Origin of the sequence: Pseudomonas sp. R25(2017) (genome assembly GCF_002112565.1) — a bacterium.
GTDB lineage: Bacteria > Pseudomonadota > Gammaproteobacteria > Pseudomonadales > Pseudomonadaceae > Aquipseudomonas > Aquipseudomonas ekonensis.
The window spans coordinates 12,126-36,419 of record NZ_NEHZ01000031.1; the positions used below are offsets into that span (position 1 = coordinate 12,126).

At 67.2% G+C, this 24,294-nt stretch carries 22 protein-coding genes; 21 read left to right on the top strand and 1 reads right to left on the bottom strand.

Going from position 1 to position 24,294, the window contains the following annotated elements; all coding sequences use genetic code 11:
* Positions 1–59 precede the first annotated feature (59 nt).
* From mnxG to CAG31_RS27390, 20 genes are all read left to right on the top strand, one after another.
* On the top strand, positions 60–5,906 hold the full coding sequence (gene mnxG / locus CAG31_RS27295) for a manganese-oxidizing multicopper oxidase MnxG (protein WP_085586881.1): 5,847 nt from the start codon (positions 60–62) through the stop codon (positions 5,904–5,906).
* Between the two features lie 343 nt (positions 5,907–6,249).
* The gene (locus CAG31_RS27300) at positions 6,250–8,115 is read left to right on the top strand and encodes a cytochrome D1 domain-containing protein (RefSeq protein ID WP_371856136.1); all 1,866 of its coding nucleotides are present in this window, start codon (positions 6,250–6,252) and stop codon (positions 8,113–8,115) included.
* Between the two features lie 13 nt (positions 8,116–8,128).
* Positions 8,129–8,779, top strand: coding sequence for an SCO family protein (locus CAG31_RS27305; protein WP_085586855.1), 651 nt, complete (start codon positions 8,129–8,131; stop codon positions 8,777–8,779).
* On the top strand, positions 8,776–9,396 hold the full coding sequence (locus tag CAG31_RS27310; RefSeq protein ID WP_085586856.1) for an SCO family protein: 621 nt from the start codon (positions 8,776–8,778) through the stop codon (positions 9,394–9,396). Before CAG31_RS27305 ends, CAG31_RS27310 begins: the two co-directional genes overlap by 4 nt.
* 51 nt (positions 9,397–9,447) lie before the next feature.
* On the top strand, positions 9,448–10,980 hold the full coding sequence (locus tag CAG31_RS27315; RefSeq protein WP_256575604.1) for an ABC transporter substrate-binding protein: 1,533 nt from the start codon (positions 9,448–9,450) through the stop codon (positions 10,978–10,980).
* 15 nt (positions 10,981–10,995) lie between these two features.
* Entirely contained in the window at positions 10,996–11,949 is a 954-nt protein-coding gene (locus CAG31_RS27320) for a peptidylprolyl isomerase (RefSeq protein ID WP_085586858.1), read from the top strand.
* 233 nt (positions 11,950–12,182) lie between these two features.
* Positions 12,183–12,716 carry a response regulator gene (locus CAG31_RS27325; protein WP_085586859.1) on the top strand — a complete coding sequence of 178 codons (534 nt, stop codon included), beginning with the start codon at positions 12,183–12,185 and terminating at the stop codon, positions 12,714–12,716.
* A gap of 84 nt (positions 12,717–12,800) precedes the next feature.
* Entirely contained in the window at positions 12,801–14,522 is a 1,722-nt protein-coding gene (locus CAG31_RS27330; RefSeq protein WP_085586860.1) for a GspE/PulE family protein, read from the top strand.
* Positions 14,503–15,306, top strand: a complete 804-nt coding sequence (locus CAG31_RS27335; RefSeq protein ID WP_085586861.1) for a hypothetical protein — start codon at positions 14,503–14,505, stop codon at positions 15,304–15,306. The genes CAG31_RS27330 and CAG31_RS27335 overlap by 20 nt, the downstream gene beginning before the upstream one ends.
* A 1-nt stretch (position 15,307) precedes the next feature.
* On the top strand, positions 15,308–15,853 hold the full coding sequence (locus CAG31_RS27340) for a pilus assembly protein (RefSeq protein WP_085586862.1): 546 nt from the start codon (positions 15,308–15,310) through the stop codon (positions 15,851–15,853).
* Positions 15,840–16,388 carry a GspMb/PilO family protein gene (locus CAG31_RS27345; RefSeq protein WP_085586863.1) on the top strand — a complete coding sequence of 183 codons (549 nt, stop codon included), beginning with the start codon at positions 15,840–15,842 and terminating at the stop codon, positions 16,386–16,388. The genes CAG31_RS27340 and CAG31_RS27345 overlap by 14 nt, the downstream gene beginning before the upstream one ends.
* Positions 16,388–16,906, top strand: coding sequence for a hypothetical protein (locus CAG31_RS27350; RefSeq protein WP_085586864.1), 519 nt, complete (start codon positions 16,388–16,390; stop codon positions 16,904–16,906). The genes CAG31_RS27345 and CAG31_RS27350 overlap by 1 nt, the downstream gene beginning before the upstream one ends.
* Positions 16,903–18,750, top strand: a complete 1,848-nt coding sequence (locus CAG31_RS27355) for a secretin N-terminal domain-containing protein (protein WP_085586865.1) — start codon at positions 16,903–16,905, stop codon at positions 18,748–18,750. The genes CAG31_RS27350 and CAG31_RS27355 overlap by 4 nt, the downstream gene beginning before the upstream one ends.
* A gap of 2 nt (positions 18,751–18,752) precedes the next feature.
* Positions 18,753–19,223 (top strand): type II secretion system protein, encoded by a 471-nt coding sequence (locus CAG31_RS27360; protein ID WP_085586866.1) that lies wholly within the window; start codon positions 18,753–18,755, stop codon positions 19,221–19,223.
* Positions 19,224–19,228: 5 nt separating this feature from the next.
* Entirely contained in the window at positions 19,229–19,603 is a 375-nt protein-coding gene (locus tag CAG31_RS27365) for a type II secretion system protein (protein ID WP_085586882.1), read from the top strand.
* On the top strand, positions 19,578–20,117 hold the full coding sequence (locus CAG31_RS27370) for a type II secretion system protein (protein ID WP_085586867.1): 540 nt from the start codon (positions 19,578–19,580) through the stop codon (positions 20,115–20,117). Before CAG31_RS27365 ends, CAG31_RS27370 begins: the two co-directional genes overlap by 26 nt.
* Positions 20,114–20,506: a curli production assembly/transport protein CsgE gene (gene csgE / locus CAG31_RS27375; RefSeq protein ID WP_085586868.1), complete on the top strand. Its 393-nt coding sequence runs from the start codon at positions 20,114–20,116 to the stop codon at positions 20,504–20,506. Before CAG31_RS27370 ends, csgE begins: the two co-directional genes overlap by 4 nt.
* Positions 20,503–20,934 carry a curli assembly protein CsgF gene (locus CAG31_RS27380; protein WP_085586869.1) on the top strand — a complete coding sequence of 144 codons (432 nt, stop codon included), beginning with the start codon at positions 20,503–20,505 and terminating at the stop codon, positions 20,932–20,934. The genes csgE and CAG31_RS27380 overlap by 4 nt, the downstream gene beginning before the upstream one ends.
* Before the next feature lie 29 nt (positions 20,935–20,963).
* Positions 20,964–21,824 (top strand): CsgG/HfaB family protein, encoded by an 861-nt coding sequence (locus CAG31_RS27385; protein WP_085586870.1) that lies wholly within the window; start codon positions 20,964–20,966, stop codon positions 21,822–21,824.
* A 720-nt stretch (positions 21,825–22,544) separates the two neighbouring features.
* Positions 22,545–22,916 carry a DUF6124 family protein gene (locus CAG31_RS27390; RefSeq protein WP_085586871.1) on the top strand — a complete coding sequence of 124 codons (372 nt, stop codon included), beginning with the start codon at positions 22,545–22,547 and terminating at the stop codon, positions 22,914–22,916.
* A 177-nt stretch (positions 22,917–23,093) separates the two neighbouring features.
* On the opposite strand, the gene CAG31_RS27395 is transcribed toward CAG31_RS27390, so the two are convergent.
* Positions 23,094–23,285: an antitoxin gene (locus CAG31_RS27395; protein WP_085586872.1), complete on the bottom strand. Its 192-nt coding sequence runs from the start codon at positions 23,283–23,285 to the stop codon at positions 23,094–23,096.
* 609 nt (positions 23,286–23,894) lie between these two features.
* Between CAG31_RS27395 and CAG31_RS27400 the strand changes: the two genes are divergently transcribed.
* Complete coding sequence (locus tag CAG31_RS27400) at positions 23,895–24,266, top strand: DUF6124 family protein (protein ID WP_085586873.1); 372 nt, start codon at positions 23,895–23,897, stop codon at positions 24,264–24,266.
* Positions 24,267–24,294 lie beyond the last annotated feature (28 nt).

Genomic DNA, 24,294 nt, shown 5'->3' on the forward strand with positions numbered 1-24,294 from the left:
GCTCCCAAGGCTTTGTCGAGAATCATTCCCTGCGAGCACCCACTGCGAGGTCTGTGATCATGGTAGGCATCCACCACGCTCCGTCCCTGTTGAACTGGATGCTGTTGCTGGCCTCGATGCTCAGCGTCGAACTGGCCGGCGCGGCGGTGCGCTGCGAGCGCAACCTGGTGGCCAACGTGGTCGCGTTCGATCAGCCGCTGATGTTCAACCGCCTTGGGGCGCAGAACGTCAACGGCATGATGTTCGCCCTGCGCCGGGACGTGGTCGACGACCGCAACGTGTCCCTGGCCCAGGGCGGCGCGGCGGTGCCGGGCAAGGTCTCGCTGCGGCCCGACAAGCGTCCGCGGCCGCTGGTGCTGCGGGTGGCGGCGGGGGATTGCCTGACCGTCAACCTGCAGAACCTGCTGGCGTACCAGGCCAACCCGAACCACCACTCCGCCGAGGGCGGTGAGGACGAGGGCGAAGAGGCATTGGAGAACGCCAACGCCGGCGAGGCCTTCAAGGCCGACGAGCAGGTGGCCGACCGGCATGTCGGGTTCCAGGTGAACGGTTTGCAGGCGGTGAACGGCATCGACGACATCGCCTCGTTCACCGGCCGCAACGGCAACAGCCTGGTCGCCCCCGGCGCGAGCCGTTCCTACACCCTGTTCGCCGAGCGCGAAGGGGCCTTCGACGTCAGCAGCCGCGGCGCGACCTTCGGCGGCGAAGGGGCGGCCGGCAACAACGCCAACGGCCTGTTCGCCCAGGTGGTGGTCGTGCCCAAGGGCGGCCGCACCTACCGCAACACCGTCACCGAAGAAGAGATGCGCCTGGCCAGCACCGGCCGCACGCCGGCCGGCCACCCCGTCGTCGACTACCAGGCCCGCTACCCGCAGCGCGAACCCTGGCTGCGCGAAGGCAAAGCCGGGGCGCCGATCATCGCCATGGTCGACGGCAGCGAAATCATCTCCAGCGAAAGCGACGCCATCGTCATGGGCAGCAACCCCGACGGCAGCTTCCCGGCGGTCACCTATCCGCTGGAGTCGATGGGCAAGCGCAACCCGGCGCTGCCCAACCGGCTGGAGCCGTTCCGCGATTTCGCCGCGCAGTTCCAGGACGAGACCGCCGTCACCCAGGCCTTCCCGGCGTACTTCGCGGATCCGGTGATGGGCCATGTGCTGGAGCCGACCCGCGACTCGTTCATGATCAACTACGGGGCCGGCGGCATGGGCGCGGAAGTCATCGCCAACCGCCTGGGCGTGGGGCCGATGCACGATTGCCTGTCGTGCGCCTATGAAGAGTTCTTCCTGAGCTCGCACACCGTGGGCGACGTGGCGATGCTGGTGGACGTGCCGGCCAACGCCGGCCTTGAGAACATCGCCCCCGGCCAGACCCCGCGCGCCGATCAGGTGGGCGTGAAGGCGACCATGGCGCTGTACCCGTCGGAGCCGTCGAACGTCAACCACAGCTACATCGGGGACTTCGTCAAGTTCCGCAACACCCACAACGGTTACGAGCACCACATCTTCCACCTGCACGGCCACCAGTGGCTGTTCAACCCCAACGACGACAACTCCGATTACGTCGATGCCCAAGGCATCGGCCCGGGCGCCGGCTACACCTACGAAATCGCCAACGGCGGTTCGGGCAACCGCAACCGGGTGGCCGGGGACGCGATCTTCCACTGCCATTTCTATCCGCACTTCGCCCAAGGCATGTGGGCCATGTGGCGGGTGCACGACGTGTTCGAGGAAGGCACCCGGCTTGAGGTGTCGCAGCAGGGCGCCGACGGTTTCCACAGCGAGCCTTATGCGCTGCGCAGCGGCAAGCCGGCGGCCGGGGCGCGGGCGTTGCCCGACGGCGAGATCATCGCCGGCACGCCGATCCCGGCGGTGGTGCCGCTGCCCGGCAAGGCCATGGCGCCGATGCCCGGCAAGGTCGTGGTGGTGCCGAAGGTCGGCGAGACCCTGGTCGCCGGCCACGATGAGGATGACGACGAGGAAGAAGCGGACGATGACGGAGACGGGCACCACGGCGGCACCGCAGCAGGCCAAGCGGTCGGGTCGCTGGCCCTGGTGGACCGCAGCGAGGCCAACCGCAACGCCGACGGCAGCCTGAAGAACCCCGGCTATCCGTTCTGGATCGGCGGCATGGAAAGTTCGGTGGGCCAGCGTCCGCCGACCCCGCCGCTGGACATGCTCGACGCCGCCTCCGCGCAGGCGCTCAAGGCCAGCGGCAAGGCGCTGTGGGCTAACCTCGACCCGAACCAGTCGGGCGGCTGGGACGGCGGCCTGCCGCGCCATGCACTGGACGGCAAGTCCGCAGGCGGCGAGGCGCACACCGTGACCACTTCGCTGGACTTCTCCAAGGAAGTGGTGCGGGCCAAGCCGATCTATCTGCCGGAGGAGGGCACCGAGGTCGAGCAGGCCGCCATGGCCTTCCACGCGAAAAAGGATCACCCAAGCTTTGCCTTGCTGCCCGGCAACCAGGTGGTGGCCAAGGCCTTCCGCACCAACGGCGCCCTGCCGGTGGCCGGTGCGCCGTACTACGAGCCGTGCATGGACGACCGCCAGAAGCGCCTGACCAGCAGCGCCGGCAGCGGTGAGTTCGCCAGCGGCGAGCGCCTCGACGGGCTGTCGTTCGTCGGCTCGTCGACCTTCACCGCCGACCGCCCGCGGGTCTACAAGGCCGCCAACATCCAGTTCGACGCGGTGTACAACAAGGTCGGCTACCACTTCCCGCAGGCGCGCATCCTCGCGCTGTGGGAGGACGCCTGGCCGGTGATCACCAAGCAGCGTCCGCCGGAGCCGCTGGTGATGCGCATGAACACCTTCGACTGCGTGCAGTACCAGCAGACCAACCTGGTGCCGGCCGTCTATGAGATGGACGACTATCAGGTGCGCACCCCGACCGACGTGATCGGCCAGCACATCCACCTGCCCAAGTGGGACCTGACCGCCGCCGACGGTTCCTCCAACGGCTGGAACTATGAGGACGGGGTGCTTTCCCCCGGCGCCGTGCAGGAACGCGTGCACGCCATCCGCGCCTTCAACGGCTGCGAAGGCAGCGACCCGCGCGACGGCACGCCGGCCTGTCCGAAGGCCCGTGCGCATCCGTTCTTCGGCCAATACGGGCGCAGCGACTGGCTGGGCGCGCGCACGGCGATGCAGCGCTGGTTCGTCGACCCGGTGGTGAACACCAAAGGCGTGGACCGCGGCCTGGGCACGATCTTCACCCACGACCACCTCGGCCCGTCGACCCATCAGCAGATCGGCCTGTACGCCACCGTGCTGGCCGAGCCTGCCGGTTCCACCTGGTTCCACGCCGAGACCGGCGAGCCGCTGTACAGCGGGGCGCGGCAGGACGGCGGGCCGACCTCGTGGCAAGCGGTGATCAACACCGGCGACCTCGACGGCGACGGCCTCAACGACAGCTTCCGCGAGTTCTTCCTGGAGTACAGCGACTTCCAGCACGCCTATGAAGCCGGCGTGTACGTGGGCGCCGGTCCCAACGGGATTCCCGATGCGCAGGAGTTCCCGGCCACCGCCGACAGCTTCCGCTTCGCGATCAATCCGCCGGTGCGCAACAACGCCGGCAACCTGCTCGAAGCGGTGGTCGAGGCCCGCGGCGGGATCAAGCCCGGCTGCCCGAGCCGGCCGTGCCCGCAGGCGATCTCGGTGGATGACCCCGGCATGTTCGTCGTCAACTACCGCAACGAGCCGCTGGCCCTGCGGGTGTTCGACCCGAACAAGGTCGGCCCCGACGGCAAGCGCGGCATGCAGGCCGACGGCCTGGGCGGCGACCTGGCCTACGCCATGCAGAGCCGCACCGACCGGGCGATCCCGGCGATGAACCTGGCGCCGAACCAGATCGCCTCCGCCACCGGGCCCACCGGCGGCACCACGCTGTTCCCGCCGCACATCAACAAGGGCGGCGCCGAGCCCGGCGATCCGTTCACGCCGATGCTACGCACCTACACCGGCGACAACGTGCGGCTGCGGGTGCACGCCGGCGGCCATGAGGAAGAGCACAACGTCACCCTGCACGGCGTGAAGTGGCTGCAGAGCGGTTCCGGGTTCGGCAACAGCTCGAACTCCGGCTGGCGCGCCTCGCAGATGGTCGGGATCTCCGAGCAGATGGGCTTCATTGCGCCGGTGTCGATGCTCTCCAGTTCCGCCGCCACCACCGGGGACTACCTGTACTCGATGGACGCCTCGATCGAAGGCTACTGGAACGGCATCTGGGGCGTGATGCGCAACTACACCGCCCAGCGCAACGACCTGTTCGCGCTGCCGAACAACTCCAAGCCCACCGGCATGCGCAACACCGTGGCGTTCGACGGCACCTGCCCGCGGATCAGCGCCAACCCCAACGGCATCGGCACCCGGCCCACCGTGCAGCGCAACTATGAAGTGGTCGCGGCGCTGGCCAACGACATCCTGCGCAACCCGCTGGCGCTGGCCATCGGCGATCCGGCCGGGCTCGGCCAGCATGTCGGCGGGCCGCTGAACCCGGCCGGCGGCACGCTGGTGTTCAACTCGCGGCCGGTGAGCATTCCGCAGGTGACGGTGACCGACCCCGAGGACGGCGAGACGATCACGATCGGCGGACAGAGCGGGCCGATCCATGACCCGACCGCGATCCTCTACGTGCGCAAGTCCGACCTCGACCCGGCCACCGGCAAGCTCAAGCCCGGCGTGCCTGTGGAGCCGCTGGTGCTGCGGGCGGCGGCCGGCGACTGCATCAACATCACCCTGGAGAACCGCCTGCCCAGCGTCATGCCGGACCTGGCCCAGACCGCCATCCTGCAAGGCCTGGCCAAGCGTGACCGCAACGGCGGCGACGGCTCGACCACGTTCAACAACAACCTGCTGCGGCCGTCCAGCCATGTGGGCCTGCATGCGCAACTGCTGGCCTACGACATCACCAAGTCGGACGGCGTGAACGTCGGCGCCAACCCGATCCAGACCGTGCCGCCGCGCATCGGCAACAGCGGCGCGTACCCGACCCGTACCTATCAGTACTACGCCGGGCACCTGGAGCGCGAAGGCAAACCGGTGACGCAGCTGGGGCGCAACGTCGACAACATCAACGCCACGGCGGTGGAGTTCGGCGGCCTCAACTTCACCCCGGCGGACGTGATCAAGCAGCCGCAGAAAGGCTTGGGCGGGGCGATGAGCGTGCTGCCGATGGGCGCCACCTGGGTCGAGGACGCCCGCAAAGCGGCGGCCACGGTGACGGTGGCGGGGCAGACGGCCTACCGCGACTTCGCCATGGTCTGGCAGCGCGCCCTCAACCTGCGCTGGGCCAACGGCCGGCCGGTGGAAGGCATCGCCTCCGAAGGCATGGGCGTGCCGAACGATCCGAAGGACAACGCCGGCATGGCCATCAACTACAAGGCCGAACCGATGTGGTACCGCTTCGGGCTGGCGCCGGACGCACCGTTCGGCCGCGCCGACGGCCACGGCTACGGCGACGTGCCGAACGCGCACATGGCCTACAGCAACGCGCTGGTGGGCGGCGATCCGCAGACGCCGGTGTTCTACGCCAAACCGGGGCAGCCGTTCCGTACCCACATCCTGATGCCCACCGGCGGCAGCCGCGGCTCGACCTTCCAGCTCGACGGGCATCTGTGGTCGGTCAACCCGTTCCTGTCGGAGAAGAGCGATGTCGGCGGCTACCCGATGAACGCGCCTGGCGTGGGTTCGGTGAAGTTCGGCTACAACCCGATGTCGATGTACATCGGCGCCCGCGAGAGCGTGCTGCCGGCGGCGCACTTCAGCTTCATGCTGCCGAGCGCCGGGGGCAGCAACGCGATACCGGGGGATTACCTGTTCCGCGACAACGCCTCGTTCGGCAACACCGCCGGGCTGTGGGGCCTGCTGCGGGTGACCAACGAGCCCGAGCCGGCGCCCGCAGGGCAATAGCGGCGCCGCACAGGTGGCTTTTCTGTAGGAGCGAGCCTGCTCGCGAAGGGCACGACGCGGATCTGGATGGTGCGGCAACTGGCGCCATCGCGGGCAAGCCCGCTCCCACAGGGTGCGGCGGTGGGCAGGGGCTTTTCTGTAGGAGCGAGCCTGCTCGCGATGGGCACGACGCGGAATCGGATGGTGCGGCAACTGGCGCCATCGCGGGCAAGCCCGCTCCCACAGGGGGGCGGCGGTGTGCGAGGGGATTCTCTGTAGGGGCAGGGCGGTGTGCAGGCGGTTGGGTTTGGCCATGAGGCGGAGGGAGTGCGGTATGAGCTGGATCATCAGAATCAGTGCGTGGATGCTGGCGCTCGCCGGTGCGCTGGCGCAGGCCGACGAGGTGCAGACCCTGGCCCGGGACGGGGTGAAGGTGGACTTCGCGCTCCGGCCGCTCGCCGAGGACGGCACACTGCATGAAGGCGAGTTCGCCGACGTGCAGTTCCGCATCACCGACGCCGCCTCCGGCCAGCCGCTGTCCGGCGTGGCGCCGGGGGCGTGGATCGATCCGCAGGCCGTCGCCGCCGACCAGGCCCAGGGCCGCGACCGCAGCTGCAAGTCGCGGGTCGGGGTGTTCCTCAAGTCGAACATCGGCGCACGGCCGCTGCTCGACCTCAACAGCTATTTCGTGCTGGTGATGAACCGCGACGCCAGCCTCGCCGTGGTCGACCCGTCGGTGTCGGTGGGCGGCATCACCAGCACCCTGGCGCGGATCGAACTGGCCGGGCCGCCGATGGACTGGGTCACGCCGAAGGACAACAAGCAGGTGTTCGTGTCGATGCCGGCGGCGGGACAGGTGGCGGTGATCGACAGCGAGCGCTTCAAGGTGAGCGGTTCCGTCGCCGCCGGCCGCCAGCCGGTGCGGGTGGCGCTGCAGCCGGACGAGCGTCTGCTGTGGGTCGGCAACAACGCGGCCAAGGCCGATGAGTCCGGCGTCACGGTGATCGACACCCAAAGCCTCAAACCGCTCAAACACCTGGCGACCGGCCGCGGCCACCACGAAATCGCCTTCAGCAAGGACAGCCGCTTCGCGTTCGTCAGCAACCGCGACGACGGCACCCTGAGCGTCATCGACGTCGCCAGCCTCAGCCTGCTCAAACAGGTCAAGACCGGCGCCAGTCCGCTGTCGGTGGCCTATTCGCCGCTGTCCGGCGCGGTGTACGTGGCCGACGGCAAGGACGGCACCGTGACCGTGATCGACAGCGCCAGCCATGCGGTGCGGCGGGTGATCAAACTGCAGCAGGGCCTGGGCCCGATGGGCTTCGGCGCCGACGGCCGCTTCGGTGTGGTGCTCAACACCGTGGAAAACCGCGCCACAGTGATCGACGCCGCCAACGACGCGGCGATCCATGACCTGGAGGTGTCCGCCGAACCCTATCAAGTGGTGTTCACCCGGGCCTACGCCTACGTGCGCGGCCTGGCGTCGCCGAAGGTCACGATGATCAACCTGGCGTCCCTGGGCGAAGGGCGCCAGCCGATCAGCCAAGGGTTCGAGGCAGGTCCCCAGCCGCCGCGGCTGGCCGGGGATCTGCCGCTGGCATCGAGCCTGGCGGTGGCGCGGGACGACAACGCGGTGTTCGTGGTCAACCCGGTGGACAACACCACCTATTTCTACGCCGAAGGCATGAACGCGCCGATGTCCGGCTACCCCAACCGGGGCCAGTCGGCCCGGGCCGCGCTGGTCGTCGACCGCAGCCTGCGCGAGGTGTCGCCGGGGCTGTACAGCGCGCGGGTCAAGCTGCCGGCGGCCGGGCGCTTCGACGTGGCGTTCCTGCTCAACCAGCCGAACCTCATTCATTGCTTCACCGCGCAGGTGGAGCCGGACAGCGCTCAATCCCGGCACGCCGGAACGCCCAAGGTCGAGTTCCTGCTGGACAAGACCGCCGTGGCGCTCAACGACCCCTACGTGGTGCGCTTTCGCATCGTGCAGGGCAAGCAGAACACCGCACGCGCTGGGGTGAAGGACGTGCAGCTGCGCTACTTCCTCGCGCCCACTTCGCGCCCCCGCACGGTGGCGGCGCTGGAAGTCGCCGACGGGATCTACGAAGCCCCCGTGACCCTCGACCGCAGCGGCGCGTGGTACCTGCATGTGCGCGCCGCCTCGCTGGGCGCCGGCTTCGACGACAAGACCTTTGCCAGTGTCCGGGTGCTGCCCGGCAAGACTCAGTGACGAGGACGCCACCATGAAGCGATTCGCATCCCGCAGCCTGCTCACCCTGTGCCTGCTGAGCGTCGGCATCCACCCGGCCAGCGCCCATTCGACGGACGAGCACGCCGGCCACAAGGCACCCGCCGCCAGCGCCCAGGAACACGCCCAGGTCAAGTTCGCCGACGTGCCCCTGGTGGACCAGAACGGCAAGACCGTGCACCTGGAACAGGACCTGGTGCACAACAAGATCGTGGTCATGAGTTTCATCTACACCAGTTGCACCACGGTCTGCCCGGTGGTCTCGTCGATCATGGGCAAGGTGCAGAAGCAGCTCGGCGCCCGGGTCGGCGGCGAAGTGCAGTTGGTGTCGATCAGCATCGATCCGCAGCGCGACGACCCCAAGCGCCTGCAGGAATACGCCCGCACCTTCCAGCGGGGGCCGGGCTGGAGCTGGCTGACCGGCTCGCCCCGGTCCATCGACGCCACCCTCAAGGGCCTGGGCAGTTTCAGCGGTGACTTCAAGAACCATCAGCCGCTGATCCTCGTCGGCGACGGCAACAGCCGCCACTGGATGCGCTACTACGGCTTCACCGATCCGGCCCTGCTGGCCAAGGAAGTGGAGAAACTCAGCGGCCTGCGCACCCACGCCAAACACACGGCCATCGCCATGGAGCAACAGCCATGAGAACCCTCGACTGGATCACCCTGACCGTGTGCTTCTGGATCTTCAGCCTGGTGGCGTTCGCCCACGAGGGCCATGTGCAGCCAGCCCCCGCCACGGCCAGCGCCGCCCCGGCCAAAGGCACCCACGACGCGAAGACCTGGTTCACCGACACCCTGCTGACCGACCAGCACGGCCAGACCCAGCGCTTCTACAGCGACGCCCTGCAGAACCGCGTGGTGCTGCTCAACGTCATCTTCACCAGCTGCAACGACGCCTGCCCGCTGATCACCCGCAAGCTCAAGGAAGTGCGCGAGCTGCTGGGCGACAAGGCCGACGACGTCACCTTCATTTCCCTTACCAGTGACCCGCTGCGCGATACGCCGGCGGTGCTCAAGGCTTACACCTTGAAGCAGGGCGCCGATGACCCTCACTGGCTTTTTCTCACCGGCGACAAGGCGCAGATGGATCTGGTGCTCGGCCGCATCGGCCAGATCGTGCCGACCCCGGAGCAGCACTCCACCCAGTTGATCGTCGGCGATGTGGCCAACAAGCGCTGGAGCAAGATCCGCCCCGACGCCCCCGCAGCGGCCATCGCGCAGCGCTTGCAGCTGCTGACGATGCCCGTGGCCGGACGCTGAGGCCTGGCCATGAAAACCGCTCCCGCAGGATTTCCAGTCGCGATCCTCCGCATGCTTGTCTTGGTTCTGCTCACCGGAACCAGCCTGGGCGCGGGTGCGCTGTCGCTGACCGACGAGGAAAGCGCCGGCAAGCGCCTGTACCGCGAAGGCCTGTCGGCCAGCGGCGAGCCGATCATGGCGCGGGTCGGCGCGGCGGATGTGCTGCTGCCGGCCACCAGCCTGCCGTGCGCCAACTGCCACGGCGCCGACGGCCTCGGCCGGCCCGAGGGCGGGGTGCGCCCGCCGGAGCTGAACTGGGCGCGGCTGACCAGCGCCTACGGCCAGCAGGTCAACGGCCGCCGCTATCCGGCCTACGATGACGCCAGCCTGGCGCGGGCGATCCAGCAGGGCCGCGACCCCGGCAACCATCGGCTGGATGCGAGCATGCCGCGCTTCCTGTTGTCGATGAAGGATCAGCGCAACCTCACCGCGTACCTCAAGCGCCTGGCCGACGAGCGCGACCCGGGGCTGGAGGCGGACACCCTGCACCTGGGCACCCTGTTGCCCAGCCAGGGCCCGCTGGCCGAAGAGGGCGCGACGGTGGCGGCGGTGCTCAACGGCAGCGTGGCGCGGATCAACGAGGCGGGCGGCATCCATGGCCGGCAGTTGCGTCTGACCGTGGCCGACCCCGGCCCCGACCGGGCCAGCGCCGAACAGGCCCTGCAACGGCTGATCGACGACGAGCACGTGTTCGCCCTGATCGCGCCGCTGGCGCCTGCGCTGGACAGCGAACTGGCGCCGCGCCTGGAACAGGCCGGCCTGCCGCTGATCGGGCCGCTGTCGCTGCAAGGCCCGATGCCGTCGAGCCCGCAGATCTTCGAACCGTTGCCGGGCCTGCGTGAGCAGCTGATCGCGCTGGCCGACTACGCCACGGCCAGCCTGCGGGTGCTGCAAGGGCCGACGCTGATCGCCTATCCCGACGACCCGGGCCAGGCGCAGGCGGCCCAGGCCCTGGGTCGCTACCTGCAGAACCACGGCTGGCAGAAGGTGCAGGTGCAGGCCTACGACGCGGCCGCCGGTACGGTGCCGCTGGGCTCGCGTTCGGTGTTCTACCTGGGCAGCGGCGGCGGGTTCAGCCGCTTGGCGAACGGGCTGCAGAAGGCCGGGCAGGTGCCGTACCTGTTCGCCGCGTCGAGCCAGGTGGCCGGGGACCTGTTGCAGGTGCCGGACGGTTTCTCGCGGCGGGTGTTCCTGGCCTATCCGTTCGTGCCCAGCGACTGGACCCAGGCCGGGCGCCTGGCGCTGACCTTGCTGCGCGAGCATCAGGGCCTCGGCGCCCAGCACGCGGTGCTGCAAGTGGGCGCCTACGCCTCGATGCTGCTGTTCAGCGAAGGCATGAAGCAGGCCGGGCGCGACGCCAGCCGCGAAAAACTGGTGGCGGCGCTGGAAGGCCTGCACGACTTCGACACCGGCCTGACCCCGCGCATCAGCTTCGGCCCCGGACGCCGGTTGGGGCTGAGCGGGGCCCATGTGGTGACGATCGATTTGCCCGACCAGCGCTTTTACTTGGTGGCGCCCTACAGACCTGTTGTCGACACACCCTGACCGGAGCGATGGATCATGAAGCTCAAGACGATGCTGTTGCTGTTCGCAGGCTGGCTCCCGGCGGCGTTCGCCAGTCAGGAACCGGTGGCCGCGCGGGTCAACGGCGAGGCCATTTCCGAATTCCGCCTGGAGCGCTACTTCACCGAATACCTGGAAGACCAGGGCCGCGCCGTGGCGAGCATCCGCAATCCCAAGGCGTACAGACAGTTGCGGCAAGCGGCGTTGCAGATGCTGATCGACAAGGAACTGCTGTGGCAGGAGTCGCGCAAGCGCGGGGTGCAGGTCGATGAGCAAACCGTGCGCCAGCAGGTCGAGCAGACCCGTCAGGCCATCGGCGGCACGGAGAAATTCTCCCGGCGCCTGCAAGAGGCCGGCTTCGACGAGGCCTCGTTCACCGAGTACACCCGCCGCGAACTGGCGGCCCAACGGATGTTCGCCGAACTGACCCGCACTGACGATCCAGCCGAGCAAGAGGTGCGCGCCTTCTTCGAGGAGCACCGCGCCGAGATGGGCACGCCGGAGCAGGTGCAGGCCCGGCACATTCTGGTGAAGGTGGCGCGGGAGGCCGATTCCGCCACGGTCGAGGCGGCGCGTCTACGCTTGATGCAGATGCGCGAGGCGGTGGTGCGGGGCGAAAGCTTCGCCAGCGTCGCGCAAAAGGGCTCGCAAGATGCCACGGCCAGCCAAGGCGGACAGTTGGGCTACTTCGCCCGCGGGCAGATGGCGCCGGCGTTCGAGGCGGCGGCGTTTGCCTTGAGGCCCGGGGAACTCAGCCAAGCGGTGCGCACACCGTTCGGCTGGCATTTGATCATCGTCGAGAACCACAAGGAGGCGGCCGATGTCCCAGAGGAGCAAGGGCTGGAAACGGTCAGGGCCTACCTTGCCCGACAGCGACAGACCCAGGCTCGTCGTCAGGCGCTCGCGCAATTGCGGGCGCAGAACAGGATCGAACGCATTGACGACGACTGAAGGTTCCCCCCCAATAGTGGGGAATGGCTTCGATGCCCATTCAGGTGCTTCCCCGTTTCTGGGGAACGGGGTACCGGGACGAGCGGGCATTTCCATTCAATTCAAGGACATGAAAACAGAAAATGACCGGCACCCGGCCTGGCATGAAGTGTGCGTTACCTCTGGCGAGGCGCACTCCACCAGGCCCGGCCCGAGGTTTCCACTGCCGGACCTGCGGTTTCAAGGAGTCCACCTTGGTTAACAAAGTACTGGTTGTCGAAGACGAACAGCAGTTGGCGGAAAACCTTCAGGTTTACCTGTCGACGCAGGGGCTGGACGTCCGGATTGCACATGACGGCGCGGACGGGATCGGCCAGGCCGAGACCTTCGCCCCCGATGTGATGGTGTTCGATTACCGCTTGCCCGATATGGAAGGCTTTGAGGTGCTCGACGCCGTCCGCCGGAACAGGACGTGTCATTTCGTGCTGATAACGGGTCACCCGACCGCTGAAGTCTGTGAGCGGGCGCGGCAACTGGGAGTCAGCCACATCCTGTTCAAGCCGTTCCCGTTGGCGGAACTGGCGCGGGCGATCTGTGACCTGCTGGGGATCGAGCGCAGCGCGAGACCCGGTGCGAGCCCTTCGCAAGGGTTCGTCGAACGACGCCAGAGCAAGACCGAGAGCTTCCCGTTGCAGTTGTTCGATGGCAGTTGGGTGCTGGCGGATCGCCGACGAAGCAAGTCGGACGCCCTGGCACCGGATGACGACCAAATGCTCACCGGGGAGTAGTGGCGCGATCAGACGTTCCGGCACCCGCCGCAATGGCCTGCCGCGCCGACTGGGCCCCCGGCCCCGGGCGTTGGAGAGCAAGCCATGGATCGTCTGTCCGTTGTCGTCGAACCGCCGTTGGCCGAGCCGGTGCCGCAAGCGCAGGCCCCGGCACGCTTCACCGCTGAGCAACTGGCCCAGGCCCGGGCACGGTCCGCCGGCTCCGGGGAACGGATGCTCGACGCCCTGGCCGGCCTCAGCGAACTGGCGCCCATGCCGTTCATCGCCAGCCTCGGCGCCACCCTGCATTATCCGGTGCTCGACACCGACAGCCTGTTTTCGGCCGTCCCGGTGTTCGACCGGGTCACCCTCGCGCAATGCCTCAAACGTGAATTCATCCTGCTGCGCCACCGCGACGAGGTCATCGGCGTGTTCGCCGACCCCTTCGACAGCGCGCGCCTGGCCTGGATCGACGAATGCCTGCACGGCGCGCCGCTGTACCTGGTGCACGCCGACGACCTGAGCGCCTACCTGGCCCGCCACGAAGAAAGCTTCCACGCCGTGGAGTCGCTCAACGCCCAGGCCGACGCCGGCACCCAGACCGACACCTTGCAGAGCCTGTCCCTGACCAGCATCAGCGAAGACGCCAGCGTGGTGGTGAAACTGGTCAACTCGACCCTCTACGACGCGCTGAAAATGCACGCCAGCGACATCCACCTCGGCACCACCGGCAACGGGCTGGTGATCAAGTACCGGATCGACGGCGTGCTCAACAACATCAGCAAGATCCAGGGCACCGAGTTCGCCGAGCAAGTGATTTCCCGGGTCAAGGTCATGGCCGAACTGGACATCGGCGAGAAGCGCGTGCCCCAGGACGGTCGCTTCAAGATCGGCATCAGCGGCCGGCAGATCGACTTCCGGGTGTCGATCATGCCGAGCATCTTCGGTGAGGACGCCGTGCTGCGGGTGCTGGACAAGCAGGACCTGGCCGACAAGGTCTGCGGCGTGCAGCTGCAGGCCCTGGGCTTCGAGGACGAGACCCTGCGCCAACTGCGAAGGCTGGCCGCCGAACCCTACGGCATGGTGCTGGTGACCGGCCCCACCGGCAGCGGCAAGACCACCACCCTCTACGCGATGATCACCGAGATCAACCACGGGGTGGACAAGATCATCACCATCGAAGACCCGGTGGAATATCAGTTGCCGGGCGTGCTGCAGATCCCGGTCAACGAGAAGAAGGGCCTGACCTTCGCCCGCGGCCTGCGGTCGATCCTGCGCCACGACCCGGACAAGATCATGGTCGGCGAGATCCGCGACCCGGACACCGCGCAGATCGCCGTGCAGTCGGCGCTCACCGGGCACCTGGTGTTCACCACCATCCACGCCAACAACGTGTTCGATGTGATCGGCCGCTTCACCCAGATGGAGATCGACCCCTACAGCCTGGTCTCGGCGCTCAACGCGGTGCTGGCCCAGCGCCTGATCCGCCTGGTGTGCACGAGCTGCGGCGCGCCGGTGACACCCAGCGAAGAAGAGCTGCGCGCCTCGGGCCTCGACCCGCACAAGGTCGGCCATTACCGCTTCGTCCACGGCAAGGGCTGCGGCCATTGCCGGGGCAGTGGCTACCGCGGGCGCACGGCGATCGCCGAACTGCTGCACCTGGACGACGAGCTGCGGCAGATGATCGTCGAACGCCAACCCATCACCCGGATCAAGGCCCTGGCCTGCGAGCGCGGTCTGCGCCTGCTGCGCGAATCGGCGCTGGAACTGGTGGAACACGGCCGCACTACGCTGGAGGAGATCAATCGTGTCACTTTTATCGCGTGAGCGTTTTGTCGCCGTGCTCGGCGCCAGCGGTGTGGGCCTGGGGCAGCGGCGGGGCAGCGAGACCCTGTGGCTGGGCAGCGTCGGCTACATCGACGAAGGCTTCCAGAGCTACGCGGTGGCGCTGGACACCCTCGACTGCCTGCTCGGCGAACACGCCAAGGCCGGCGCCGAGCTGTGCGTGGTGGTCTCCGGGCACTTCAGCCGTTTCTGCCTGGTGCCGTGGAGCGAGCAGATCTGCACCCCCGAGGAACTGCGCGGCTTCGCCCAGCTGTGCTTCGAAGACCTGTTCGGCGCGCCGACCCAACCCTGGAGCCTGGTGCTGTCCGCCGAGCCTGCGGGCCACGACCGCATCGCCAGCGCCTTGCCGCAGGACTTGCTGGAGCGTCTGCGTGCACTGGTCGCCGGGCGTGGCTTGCGCCTGCGTTCGGTGCAGCCGTACCTGATGACGGCGTTCAACCGCTTCGACCGCAGCCTCGACGCCGGCGATTTCTTGTTCGTGGTCGCCGAACCGCAGCGCAGCGTGTTGCTGCTGGCCCGGGAAGGGCGCTGGACGGCGGTGCGTTCGGTGGGCGGCAGCGACAGCGATGCGGCGCTGGCCGCGCTGGTGGGCCGCGAGCGGCAATTGCAGGCCAGCGCCAGCGAGCGTCCGTTCAACGTCTACCTGCACGCCCCGGCGCGCCTCGATGCGCAGCCGGAGATCGACGGGGTGCAGGTGCGCACCCTCGAAGACGACTCGATGACCGTGCGTGACGGCTTGTACGTCATGTCCCGGGCGGTGGCCTGACATGCGCGCCCTGAATCTGGATTTCCAGCCCCGTCCCCGTTCCGGCCCGTTGGGCTGGAGCCTGCTGGGCGGCGGCGCGCTGCTGGCGCTGGTGTGCTTCGGCGTGCAGCAGCACCTCGGCGCCCAGGCCGAACAACAGCAAGGCCATTTGCAGCACACCCAGCGCAAGCTCACCGGCGACAGCGGCGTGAAGGCCAGCCTGACCCCGGCCGAGACCCGCGAACAGGCGCAGAACCTGGCCGAGATGCGCAAGGTGTCGCAGCAGCTGCGCCGCCCGTGGGAACGCCTGTTCGCCATGCTCGAAGCCATGCCCCGGGGCGACATCGCCTTGCTCAGTCTGACCCCGGACGCACGCAAGGGCCAGGTGCGCATCAGCGCCGAGGCCCGGGACCTGCAGGCGATGCTCGATTTCCACAAGCGTCTGGAGGCCAGCGACGAGCTGTCGGACGTGTCGCTGCTGAGCCACGAAATCGTCGTGAAATCGCCGGAGCACCCGGTGCAGTTCAACCTGTCGGCGACCTGGGAGATGGGCGATGCGAATCCCTAGACTGATCGTCCACGAATACCTGCAAGGCCTCGGCGTGCCGGGCGTGGCCGGGTTGGCCCTGTTGCTGGTGGCGCTGGCCTGGGCCCTGGGCGGCCTGCTGCCGGGCTGGCACTCGCTGCAACAGTTGAGCCGCCAGACCGAGGAGGCCACCGAGTACCTGGCCAAGGTCGAGGACGGCAGCATCGCGCCGCCGGTGGTGCCGCAGCGCCAGCTCGACGACTTTCGCAACAAGTTGCCGGCCCAGCCCCAGGCCACCGTCGCCATCGACCGCATCTACGCCCTGGCGGCCCAGGAGCGCATCACCCTGGCCCGCGGCGAATACGCCCTGGGCGTCGATCCCAAGACCCATCTGGCGCGCTACCAGATCCTGCTGCCGGTGCGCGGCAGCTATCCGCAGCTGCGCCGTTTCCTGCATGCCTTGCTCGGCCAGTTGCCGGCGGTGGTGGTGGAGGACGTCGAGTTCCAGCGCAAGAAGATCGCCGACACCGACCTCACCGGCCGGATCCGTTTGACCCTTTACCTGTCGAGGTCGTGATGGACACCAAACGCATCGTCGGGTGGGTGGCGTTCTTCGGCGTGGCGGCGGCGCTGGCCTGGCTGCCGGAATACTTCGGCCCGGGCGAAGACAGCGAGTCGGCCGACCTCGCGGTGGCCACCCCGGCCAAGACTGCTGGCCGGGGCGCGCCGACCGCCGGTGGCGCGAAGGCCGACGCCGCGCCGATCAAGGACCTGGGGCCGGCCGGCGACCTGTTCGCCGCTCAGTCCTGGAAGCCTGCGCCGACCCTGGCCACGGTCACCGAGCAACCCGTCAACCCGGCCACGGCGGTGCAAGCCCCGAGCCTGCCGCCGGTGCCGTTCCAGTTCGTCGGCCGGTTGCATGACCGCAGCGACCTGCAGGTGTTCCTGCAGGACGGCGAGAAGATCTACGTCGTGCGCAACGGCGATGTGATCGACGACACCTGGAAGATCACCGGCATTTCCGACCTGGAACTGAGCCTGGTCTACCTGCCTTTGCATTTGTCGCAGACCTTGTCTGTGGGGAGTACGCAATGAACAGATCCCGTTTGCTGATGAGCCTGGGCCTGTGCGCCGGGCTGGCCGCGTGCAGCTCGGCCCAGGTGGCCAACAAGGAGGCCGCCGACCTGATCGACCAGGGCCAGTACGAGGCGGGCCTGGCCCGGATTGAGGAAGGCCTGCGGGAGAACCCCCGCGACACCGAGCTGCACTTGGCGCTCAACAGCGGCCGGGCCAAGGCCATCACCGCGTTGCTGACCTCCGGCGACACCGACCGTTCGCGGCGGGACTTCGCCTCGGCCCGCACCGCCTACAACCGGGTGCTGACCATCGAGCCGAACAACCGCCGCGCCCAGGACGCCCTGCGCCAGCTCGACTACTTGCGCAGCATGGACGAGAAGCTCGAACTGGCCCGCGGCGACCTGCGCCGGGGCGACATCTACGGCGCCGACCGGCAGGTCAAGCAGATCCTCGAACTCGACCCCACCAACGAGGGCGCGCTGGAGCTGCAAGGCAACATCCGCCTGGTGCAGAGCCGCAACGTCGTGCAGTACCCGCAGCTGCGCACCCGGCTCGACCGGCCGGTGACCCTGGAATTTCGCGAAGCCAACCTCAAGACCGTGTTCGAGGTGCTGTCCCAGGTCGCCGGCCTGAACTTCATCTTCGACAAGGACCTGCGCCCGGACCTCAAGGCCACGATCTTCGTGCGTGACGTGCGCATCGAAGACGCCGTGCAACTGCTGCTGCAACAGAACCAGCTGCACCAGAAAGTGGTGAACGAAAACACCTTGCTGATCTACCCGGACTCGCCGCAGAAGCTCAAGGATTACCAGGAGCTGGTGATGCGCACGTTCTACCTGACCAGCATCGACGCCAACACCGCGCTGAACATGATTAAGACCATGCTCAAGACCCGCGACGTGTTCGTCGACGAGCGCCTCAACACCCTGACCATGCGCGACACCGAAGACGCGGTGCGCATGGCCGAGAAACTCTTGCAGTCCCAGGACCAGTCCAACCCCGAAGTGGTGCTGGAGGTGGAGGTGATGGAAGTCGCCCGCCAGCGCATCCTCGACCTGGGCCTGCAATGGCCGAGCACCTTCGGCGTGGTCAACAGCGACGGCTCGCCGGTGACCCTGCTGGGCCAGCTCAAGGGCATCAACTCCGACCGCATCTCCATCGCGCCGTCGCCCCAGGCCAAGATCAACGCCCAGGACAACGACATCAACACCCTGGCCAGCCCGGTGATCCGCGTCAGCAACCGTGAGCAGGCGCGCATCCACATCGGCCAGCGGGTGCCGATCATCAGCGCCACCTCGGTGCCCTCGACCCAGGGACCGGTGATCACCGAAAGCGTCACCTACCTCGACGTCGGCCTGAAGCTTGAAGTGCAGCCCACCGTGCACCTGAACAACGAAGTGGCGATCAAGATCGCGCTGGAGGTCAGCAACGCCACGCCGCTGGAGCCGACCCGCCAGGGCACGATCCCGGTGCAGGTCGACACCCGCAACGCCCAGACCTCGCTGCGCCTGCACGACGGCGAGACGCAGATCCTCGCCGGGCTGGTGCGCAACGACCACGGCGCCACCGGCAACAAGATCCCGGGCCTGGGCGACATCCCCGGCCTGGGCCGGCTGTTCGGCAGCAACAAGGACACCGTCGGCAAGTCGGAACTGGTGCTCTCCATCACCCCGCGCATCGTGCGCAACCTGCCGTACCAGAGCCCGTCGGACATGGAGTTCCCCACCGGCACCGAAACCAGCATGCACATCCAGGCGCCGGACCGCTCGATGCAGGCGGCCACCCCAGCGCCTTCCGTACAGCCTCGTGCACTGGGCGGGGCGGCGGTCGCCACCACCCGCGTCACCGTCGAGAAGCCTTGATCATGAACACCGAGCGCGGTTTCACCCTGATCGAAGTCGTGGTGACGCTGGCCCTGATCGGCCTGCTGGCGGGCATGGCCGCGCCCCTGACCGAAACCTTGGTGCGTCGGGGCAAGGAGCAGGAGCTGCGCACGGCGCTGTACCAGATCCGCGACGGCATCGACGCCTACAAGCGCGCCTTCGACGCCGGCTACATCGAGAAGTCGCTCAACAGCAGCGGCTACCCGCCGAACCTCAAGGTGCTGGTGGACGGCGTGCGCGACGTGCGCAGCGCCAAGGGCGCCAAGTTCTACTTCCTGCGCCGCATCCCGCGTGACCCGCTGGTGCCGGCCAAGCGTGACGACGAAGGGGGTTGGGGCCTGCGCGCCTACAACAGTTCGGCCCAGAACCCGCGCGACGGCGAAGACGTGTTCGACGTCTACTCCAAGGCGCGGGGCAAGGGCCTCAACGGCATCGCCTACCGCGAGTGGTGAACCTCATGCGCCGGGAACAGGGCTTTACTTTGCTGGAACTGATGGTGGTGATGGCGATCATCGCGACCCTGATGACCATCGCCTTGCCGCGCTACTTCAACAGCCTGGAGGCCTCGAAGGAAACCACCCTGCGCCAGAGCCTGTCGGCCATGCGCGAGGCGCTGGACCACTACTACGGCGACACCGGGCGCTACCCCGACTCGATCGACCAGTTGGTGGAGCTGCGTTACCTGCGCAACGCGCCGCTCGACCCGATCACCGAGCGCAAGGACCAATGGGTGCTGGTCGCGCCGCCGGACGGCGTGGCGGGCGGCGTGGCCGACATCAAGAGCGGAGCCACCGGGAGGGCGCGTGATGGCAGCCAGTATTCGGAGTGGTGAGCGCGCGGGGCAGGGTGGGTTCACCTACCTGGGCGTGCTGTTCCTGATCGTGCTGATGGGCATGGGCCTGGCCAGTGCCGGCGAGCTATGGTCGACGGTGTCGCGGCGCGACCGGGAGCAGCAGCTGCTGTGGGTGGGCAGCCAGTACGCCCAGGCGCTGCGCAGCTACTACCGCAGTTCGCCGGGGCTGGCGCAGTACCCCAAGGAGCTGGCGGACCTGTTGCAGGACGAGCGCTTTCCCGAGCCCCGGCACCACCTGCGCCGGTTGTACCCGGATCCGGTGGGCGGCGGCGAATGGGCGCTGCAGCGCGGCTTCGACGGGCGCATCACCGGGATCAACAGCCCCTCCACCGAGACGCCGCTCAAGCAGGCGGACTTCCCGGCGCAGTGGTCGGACTTCGAAGGCATGACCCGCTACTCGGACTGGCAGTTCGTCGCCGAAAAGGCCTTCCTCGACGGCACCAACGGCCCGGCCAAGAACCCGTCGGCCCTGCCGCAGGCGCTGCAGCCATGAACGGCCGGTTCTGCTGTGCGCTGATCCTCGTCCTGGCGGCGTGCTGCGCCCAGGCCGGCGAAGAAGACGAAATGATGGGCTTCATCGTCGACGACACGATCTCGCACATCGGCCATGACTTTTACTACCTGTTCAGCGAACGCCTGCGCGACACCAGCCCCATGGACTTCAACCTGGTGGTGCGCGAGCGGCCCGACGCGCGCTGGGGCAGCCTGGTGACCGTGGAATATCAGCAACGCCTGGTCTATCGGCGCTTCCTGCCGCCGAACACCGTGGAACTGAAGGACGAGGCCTACGAGGCCGCCGACTGGGTTCGACGCCAGGTTGTCCAGCGCAAGCTGGAGACCTTGTTGCAGGACACCACCGACCTTGAGAAGGACGAACTATGAACACGACAACGTTCTCACGGCGCCGCGCACCCTGGATCGCAGGATGGCTGATCGGCCTGGCCGGCTGCGCCGCCGTCCAGGCCACCGAACTGGTCTACACGCCGGTCAACCCGTCGTTCGGCGGCAACCCGCTCAACGGCACCTGGCTGCTCAACAACGCCCAGGCCCAGAACGACCACGACGATCCGGATCTCAAGCGCCGCACGACCGTGGCCGGCACCTCCGCGCTGGAGCGCTTCACCAGCCAATTGCAGTCACGGCTGCTGGGACAACTGCTGGACAACATCTCCACCGGCAACACGGGGAGCCTGTCCACCGACGCATTCATCGTCAACGTCATCGACGACTCCGGGGCACTGAGCATTGAAGTGACCGACCGAGCGACCGGTGAGGTTTCGGAAATTCAGGTTAACGGCCTCAACCCATGACGGGATGAGCGTTCCGGGGAGTGCAGGACATGAAAAAAATAATTGCGCTAGGGCTGATGTTGGCGGCATTGCAAGGGTGTGGTCTGCGCGAGCCGATGCCGGCCGAGCAGGACACCGAAACCCCGACCCTGACCCCCAGGGCCTCGACCTACTACGACCTTCTGAAAATGCCGCGGCCCAAGGGCCGCCTGATGGCGGTGGTGTACGGCTTCCGTGACCAGACCGGACAGTACAAGCCGACCCCGGCCAGCTCGTTCTCCACCAGCGTCACCCAGGGCGCGGCGAGCATGCTGATGGACGCCTTGCAGGCCAGCGGCTGGTTCGTGGTGCTGGAGCGCGAAGGGCTGCAGAACCTGCTGACCGAGCGCAAGATCATCCGCGCCTCGCAGAAGAAGCCCAACACCCCGGTCAACATCCAGGGCGAGCTGCCGCCGTTGCAGGCGGCGAACATGATGCTCGAAGGCGGGATCATCGCCTACGACACCAACGTGCGCAGCGGCGGGGAAGGGGCGCGCTACCTGGGGATCGACCTGTCCCGCGAGTACCGGGTCGACCAGGTGACCGTCAACCTGCGGGCGGTGGACGTGCGCAGCGGGCAGGTGCTGGCCAACGTGATGACCAGCAAGACCATCTACTCCGTGGGCCGCAGCGCCGGGGTGTTCAAGTTCATCGAGTTCAAGAAGCTGCTGGAGGCCGAGGTCGGCTACACCACCAACGAACCGGCGCAGCTCTGCGTGCTGTCGGCGATCGAGGCGGCGGTGGGGCACCTGCTGGCGCAGGGCATCGAACGGCGGCTGTGGCAGGTGGCGGGGGACAACTCGGCGCCTTCGCAGGACGAGACGCTGAACCGTTACCTGACGCAGAATAAGGTGGATCCTGAGGCGGAGTGAGCTTGGGCTTGGCGGCTCTCGGCTCTCGGCTCTCGGGTCGAGCGCTCGACGGCAAGAGCCAGCCAGGCCTCTACCGAACCACCCTGTCCCCTGTGGGAGCACCTGTCTTGATCTGAGCCTGCGTTGTCCGCACTGACGCCATCGCCAGCAGGCTGGCTCCCACAGGGAAAGGTGTGCACACCCCGGAACACTGTGGGAGCGGGCTTGCCCGCGATGGCGGCCCGACAGCCGACCTACCTCTACCTGACTGCACCCGATTCCTTGCGGGAACCAGCCTAACCTCTCCCTGACCACCCCAATCCCCTGTGGGAGCCAGCCTGCTGGCGATGACGGCCGAAAGCCGACCAGTCCTTGGCCGATGCACCCACAGCCGGACTGCATTTCAGTTCCAGATTGTTTAAAGGATGTTGCTGATTTGCAGATCCTTCCCACAAGGTTTTCAGGTTGTCCCTCGGAAGGCCGGGCCCTAGCCTGTGTCTGTCGCTGAGTTCAGCGATCGGGATTGGAAACCCCGGGTAAAACAGAACGCAGCGGTCGCCTTTCATGACGTATGCTTGCGCACCTTTTGGGTGTGCACTCTGTTATGGCGGCTGTGCGTGGGGGGCCTTCGGGTCGTCCGGGTTTCTCTGTTTCCCGGGTTTCCAACCTGCGTACAGCTGCCACCCCTTCGTCCGGAAACCGAATGGGCCAGCTCCGACTCATCAAACAGAGTAAGACGCCATGTTCAAACCCACACCCAACCCTCCCGTAATCCCCACCACCGATCCCGCATCCCCCTACGAATCCATTGACTCCCGCAAGCTCAACGAAGCCGCGGAACGCGCCCTCGACCACTACCTCAACCCGACCGCCCGGATCATGGCCGCCCCCAGCGATGCGGATCCCATGTACCTGCCCAACCCGGTCTACGACACCGAATCCCTGCTGGCCAACGCCAGCGAGAACCTGGGCTCGGCCTCGGAGATGCTCAACAACTTCGCCGCCACCCTGGACAACGGCCACCGCCGCACCGCGCTAGGCATTGCGCAATTGGTGATGTTGAGTGAGGTGGCGGTGGGCCAGGCGCTGGATAACGTCGAGCCTAAGACCTGAATGCGTTGACCTGACAGCAAGGTGAGCAAGGTCCCTCGCCACAGAGACCGGGATGCACAGTCAATCTGGACGTAGCGGCTTCAATGGCCTTGAAGAGCTTCATGGCCGCTGCGTGGTGGCGGTCGCTGAGGTGTTCAAGAATCTGCAGGCGCTCAGCCCCGTGCTTCAGGCTGCCGCTCAATCGGCATCGTGGGTTTTGCGCTTCGCTTCCATCAGGGCATGCATTTCGGCCATCACCTGCTCGTGCGCAATGCTCGGGCGCGGGTCATCGATGGAAGCCTGCACCTCGGCCCTGAACCACCGGTCATAACTGGCCGCCTGTTCGTCAGGCTCAAGGTCTGAAACGACTGGGCACAGTGGATCGGTCATAGGGCCTCCGGGCGCAATGCCCGGCAGTCTATTCGGTAACGGGCACGCTGTCGTCGCTGACGGGATGAGTTGCATGGAGGAAACGCTCCGTGAGGTTCAGGTGGATGCCTGCCGATCCTGGACGGCGCACTTCCGAGGGGCAACCTGCAAATTCGGTCGGAAAAATCCGCATTTTTCTCGAATCCACCCTTCTTCTGTAGGAGCCAGCCTGCTGGCGATGGCGGCCTGAAAGCCGACCAGCCCTTGGCTGAAGCACCCCCAGTCAGACTGCATTTCAGTTCTAGATTGTTTAAAGGATGTTGCTGATTTGCGGATCCTTCCCACAAGGTTTTCAGGTTGTCCCTCGGAAGGCCGGGCCCTAGCCTGTGTCTGTCGCTGCCAACTCAGCGACCGGGCCTGGAAGTCCGAGGAATGCAGAACGCAAAAGCGCCATTCATGACGTATGCTTGCGCACCTTCACGGTGTGCGCTCTGTCATGGCGGCTGTGCGTAGGAGACCTTCGTGTCTGCCGGGTTCTCTGCTCCCGGATTTCCAGCCTGCGTACAGCTGCCACCCCTTCGCCTGGAAATCGAATGGGCCAGCTCCATTTTTCAGCAGAGGTCTTCACCTATGTTCAAACCCACACCCAACCCTCCTGTAACCCCCACCACCGATCCCGCATCCCCCTACGAATCCATCGACTCACGCAAACTCAACGAAGCCGCGGAGCGCGCCCTCGACCACTACCTCAACCCGACCGCCCGGATCATGGCCGCCCCCAGCGATGCGGATCCCATGTACCTGCCCAACCCGGTCTACGACACCGAATCCCTGCTGGCCAACGCCAGCGAGAACCTGGGCTCGGCCTCGGAGATGCTCAACAACTTCGCCGCCACCCTGGACAACGGTCACCGCCGCACCGCGCTGGGCATCGCGCAACTGGTGATGTTGAGTGAGGTGGCGGTGGGCCAGGCGCTGGATAACGTCGAGCCTAAGACCTGAATGCGTTGAGCTGACAAGGATCCCCTGT

Coding starts and splice junctions, on each gene's coding strand:
- CAG31_RS27320 (WP_085586858.1), top strand. CDS start 10,996: ATGAAGCTCAAGACGATGCTGTTGCTGTTCGCAGGCTGGCTCCCGGCG.
- CAG31_RS27365 (WP_085586882.1), top strand. CDS start 19,229: ATGCGCCGGGAACAGGGCTTTACTTTGCTGGAACTGATGGTGGTGATG.
- CAG31_RS27340 (WP_085586862.1), top strand. CDS start 15,308: ATGCGCGCCCTGAATCTGGATTTCCAGCCCCGTCCCCGTTCCGGCCCG.
- CAG31_RS27330 (WP_085586860.1), top strand. CDS start 12,801: ATGGATCGTCTGTCCGTTGTCGTCGAACCGCCGTTGGCCGAGCCGGTG.
- CAG31_RS27305 (WP_085586855.1), top strand. CDS start 8,129: ATGAAGCGATTCGCATCCCGCAGCCTGCTCACCCTGTGCCTGCTGAGC.
- CAG31_RS27400 (WP_085586873.1), top strand. CDS start 23,895: ATGTTCAAACCCACACCCAACCCTCCTGTAACCCCCACCACCGATCCC.
- CAG31_RS27380 (WP_085586869.1), top strand. CDS start 20,503: ATGAACACGACAACGTTCTCACGGCGCCGCGCACCCTGGATCGCAGGA.
- CAG31_RS27300 (WP_371856136.1), top strand. CDS start 6,250: ATGCTGGCGCTCGCCGGTGCGCTGGCGCAGGCCGACGAGGTGCAGACC.
- CAG31_RS27345 (WP_085586863.1), top strand. CDS start 15,840: ATGCGAATCCCTAGACTGATCGTCCACGAATACCTGCAAGGCCTCGGC.
- CAG31_RS27350 (WP_085586864.1), top strand. CDS start 16,388: ATGGACACCAAACGCATCGTCGGGTGGGTGGCGTTCTTCGGCGTGGCG.
- CAG31_RS27390 (WP_085586871.1), top strand. CDS start 22,545: ATGTTCAAACCCACACCCAACCCTCCCGTAATCCCCACCACCGATCCC.
- CAG31_RS27315 (WP_256575604.1), top strand. CDS start 9,448: ATGCTTGTCTTGGTTCTGCTCACCGGAACCAGCCTGGGCGCGGGTGCG.
- CAG31_RS27395 (WP_085586872.1), bottom strand. CDS start 23,285: ATGACCGATCCACTGTGCCCAGTCGTTTCAGACCTTGAGCCTGACGAA.
- CAG31_RS27385 (WP_085586870.1), top strand. CDS start 20,964: ATGAAAAAAATAATTGCGCTAGGGCTGATGTTGGCGGCATTGCAAGGG.
- CAG31_RS27355 (WP_085586865.1), top strand. CDS start 16,903: ATGAACAGATCCCGTTTGCTGATGAGCCTGGGCCTGTGCGCCGGGCTG.
- CAG31_RS27310 (WP_085586856.1), top strand. CDS start 8,776: ATGAGAACCCTCGACTGGATCACCCTGACCGTGTGCTTCTGGATCTTC.
- csgE (WP_085586868.1), top strand. CDS start 20,114: ATGAACGGCCGGTTCTGCTGTGCGCTGATCCTCGTCCTGGCGGCGTGC.
- CAG31_RS27360 (WP_085586866.1), top strand. CDS start 18,753: ATGAACACCGAGCGCGGTTTCACCCTGATCGAAGTCGTGGTGACGCTG.
- mnxG (WP_085586881.1), top strand. CDS start 60: ATGGTAGGCATCCACCACGCTCCGTCCCTGTTGAACTGGATGCTGTTG.
- CAG31_RS27370 (WP_085586867.1), top strand. CDS start 19,578: ATGGCAGCCAGTATTCGGAGTGGTGAGCGCGCGGGGCAGGGTGGGTTC.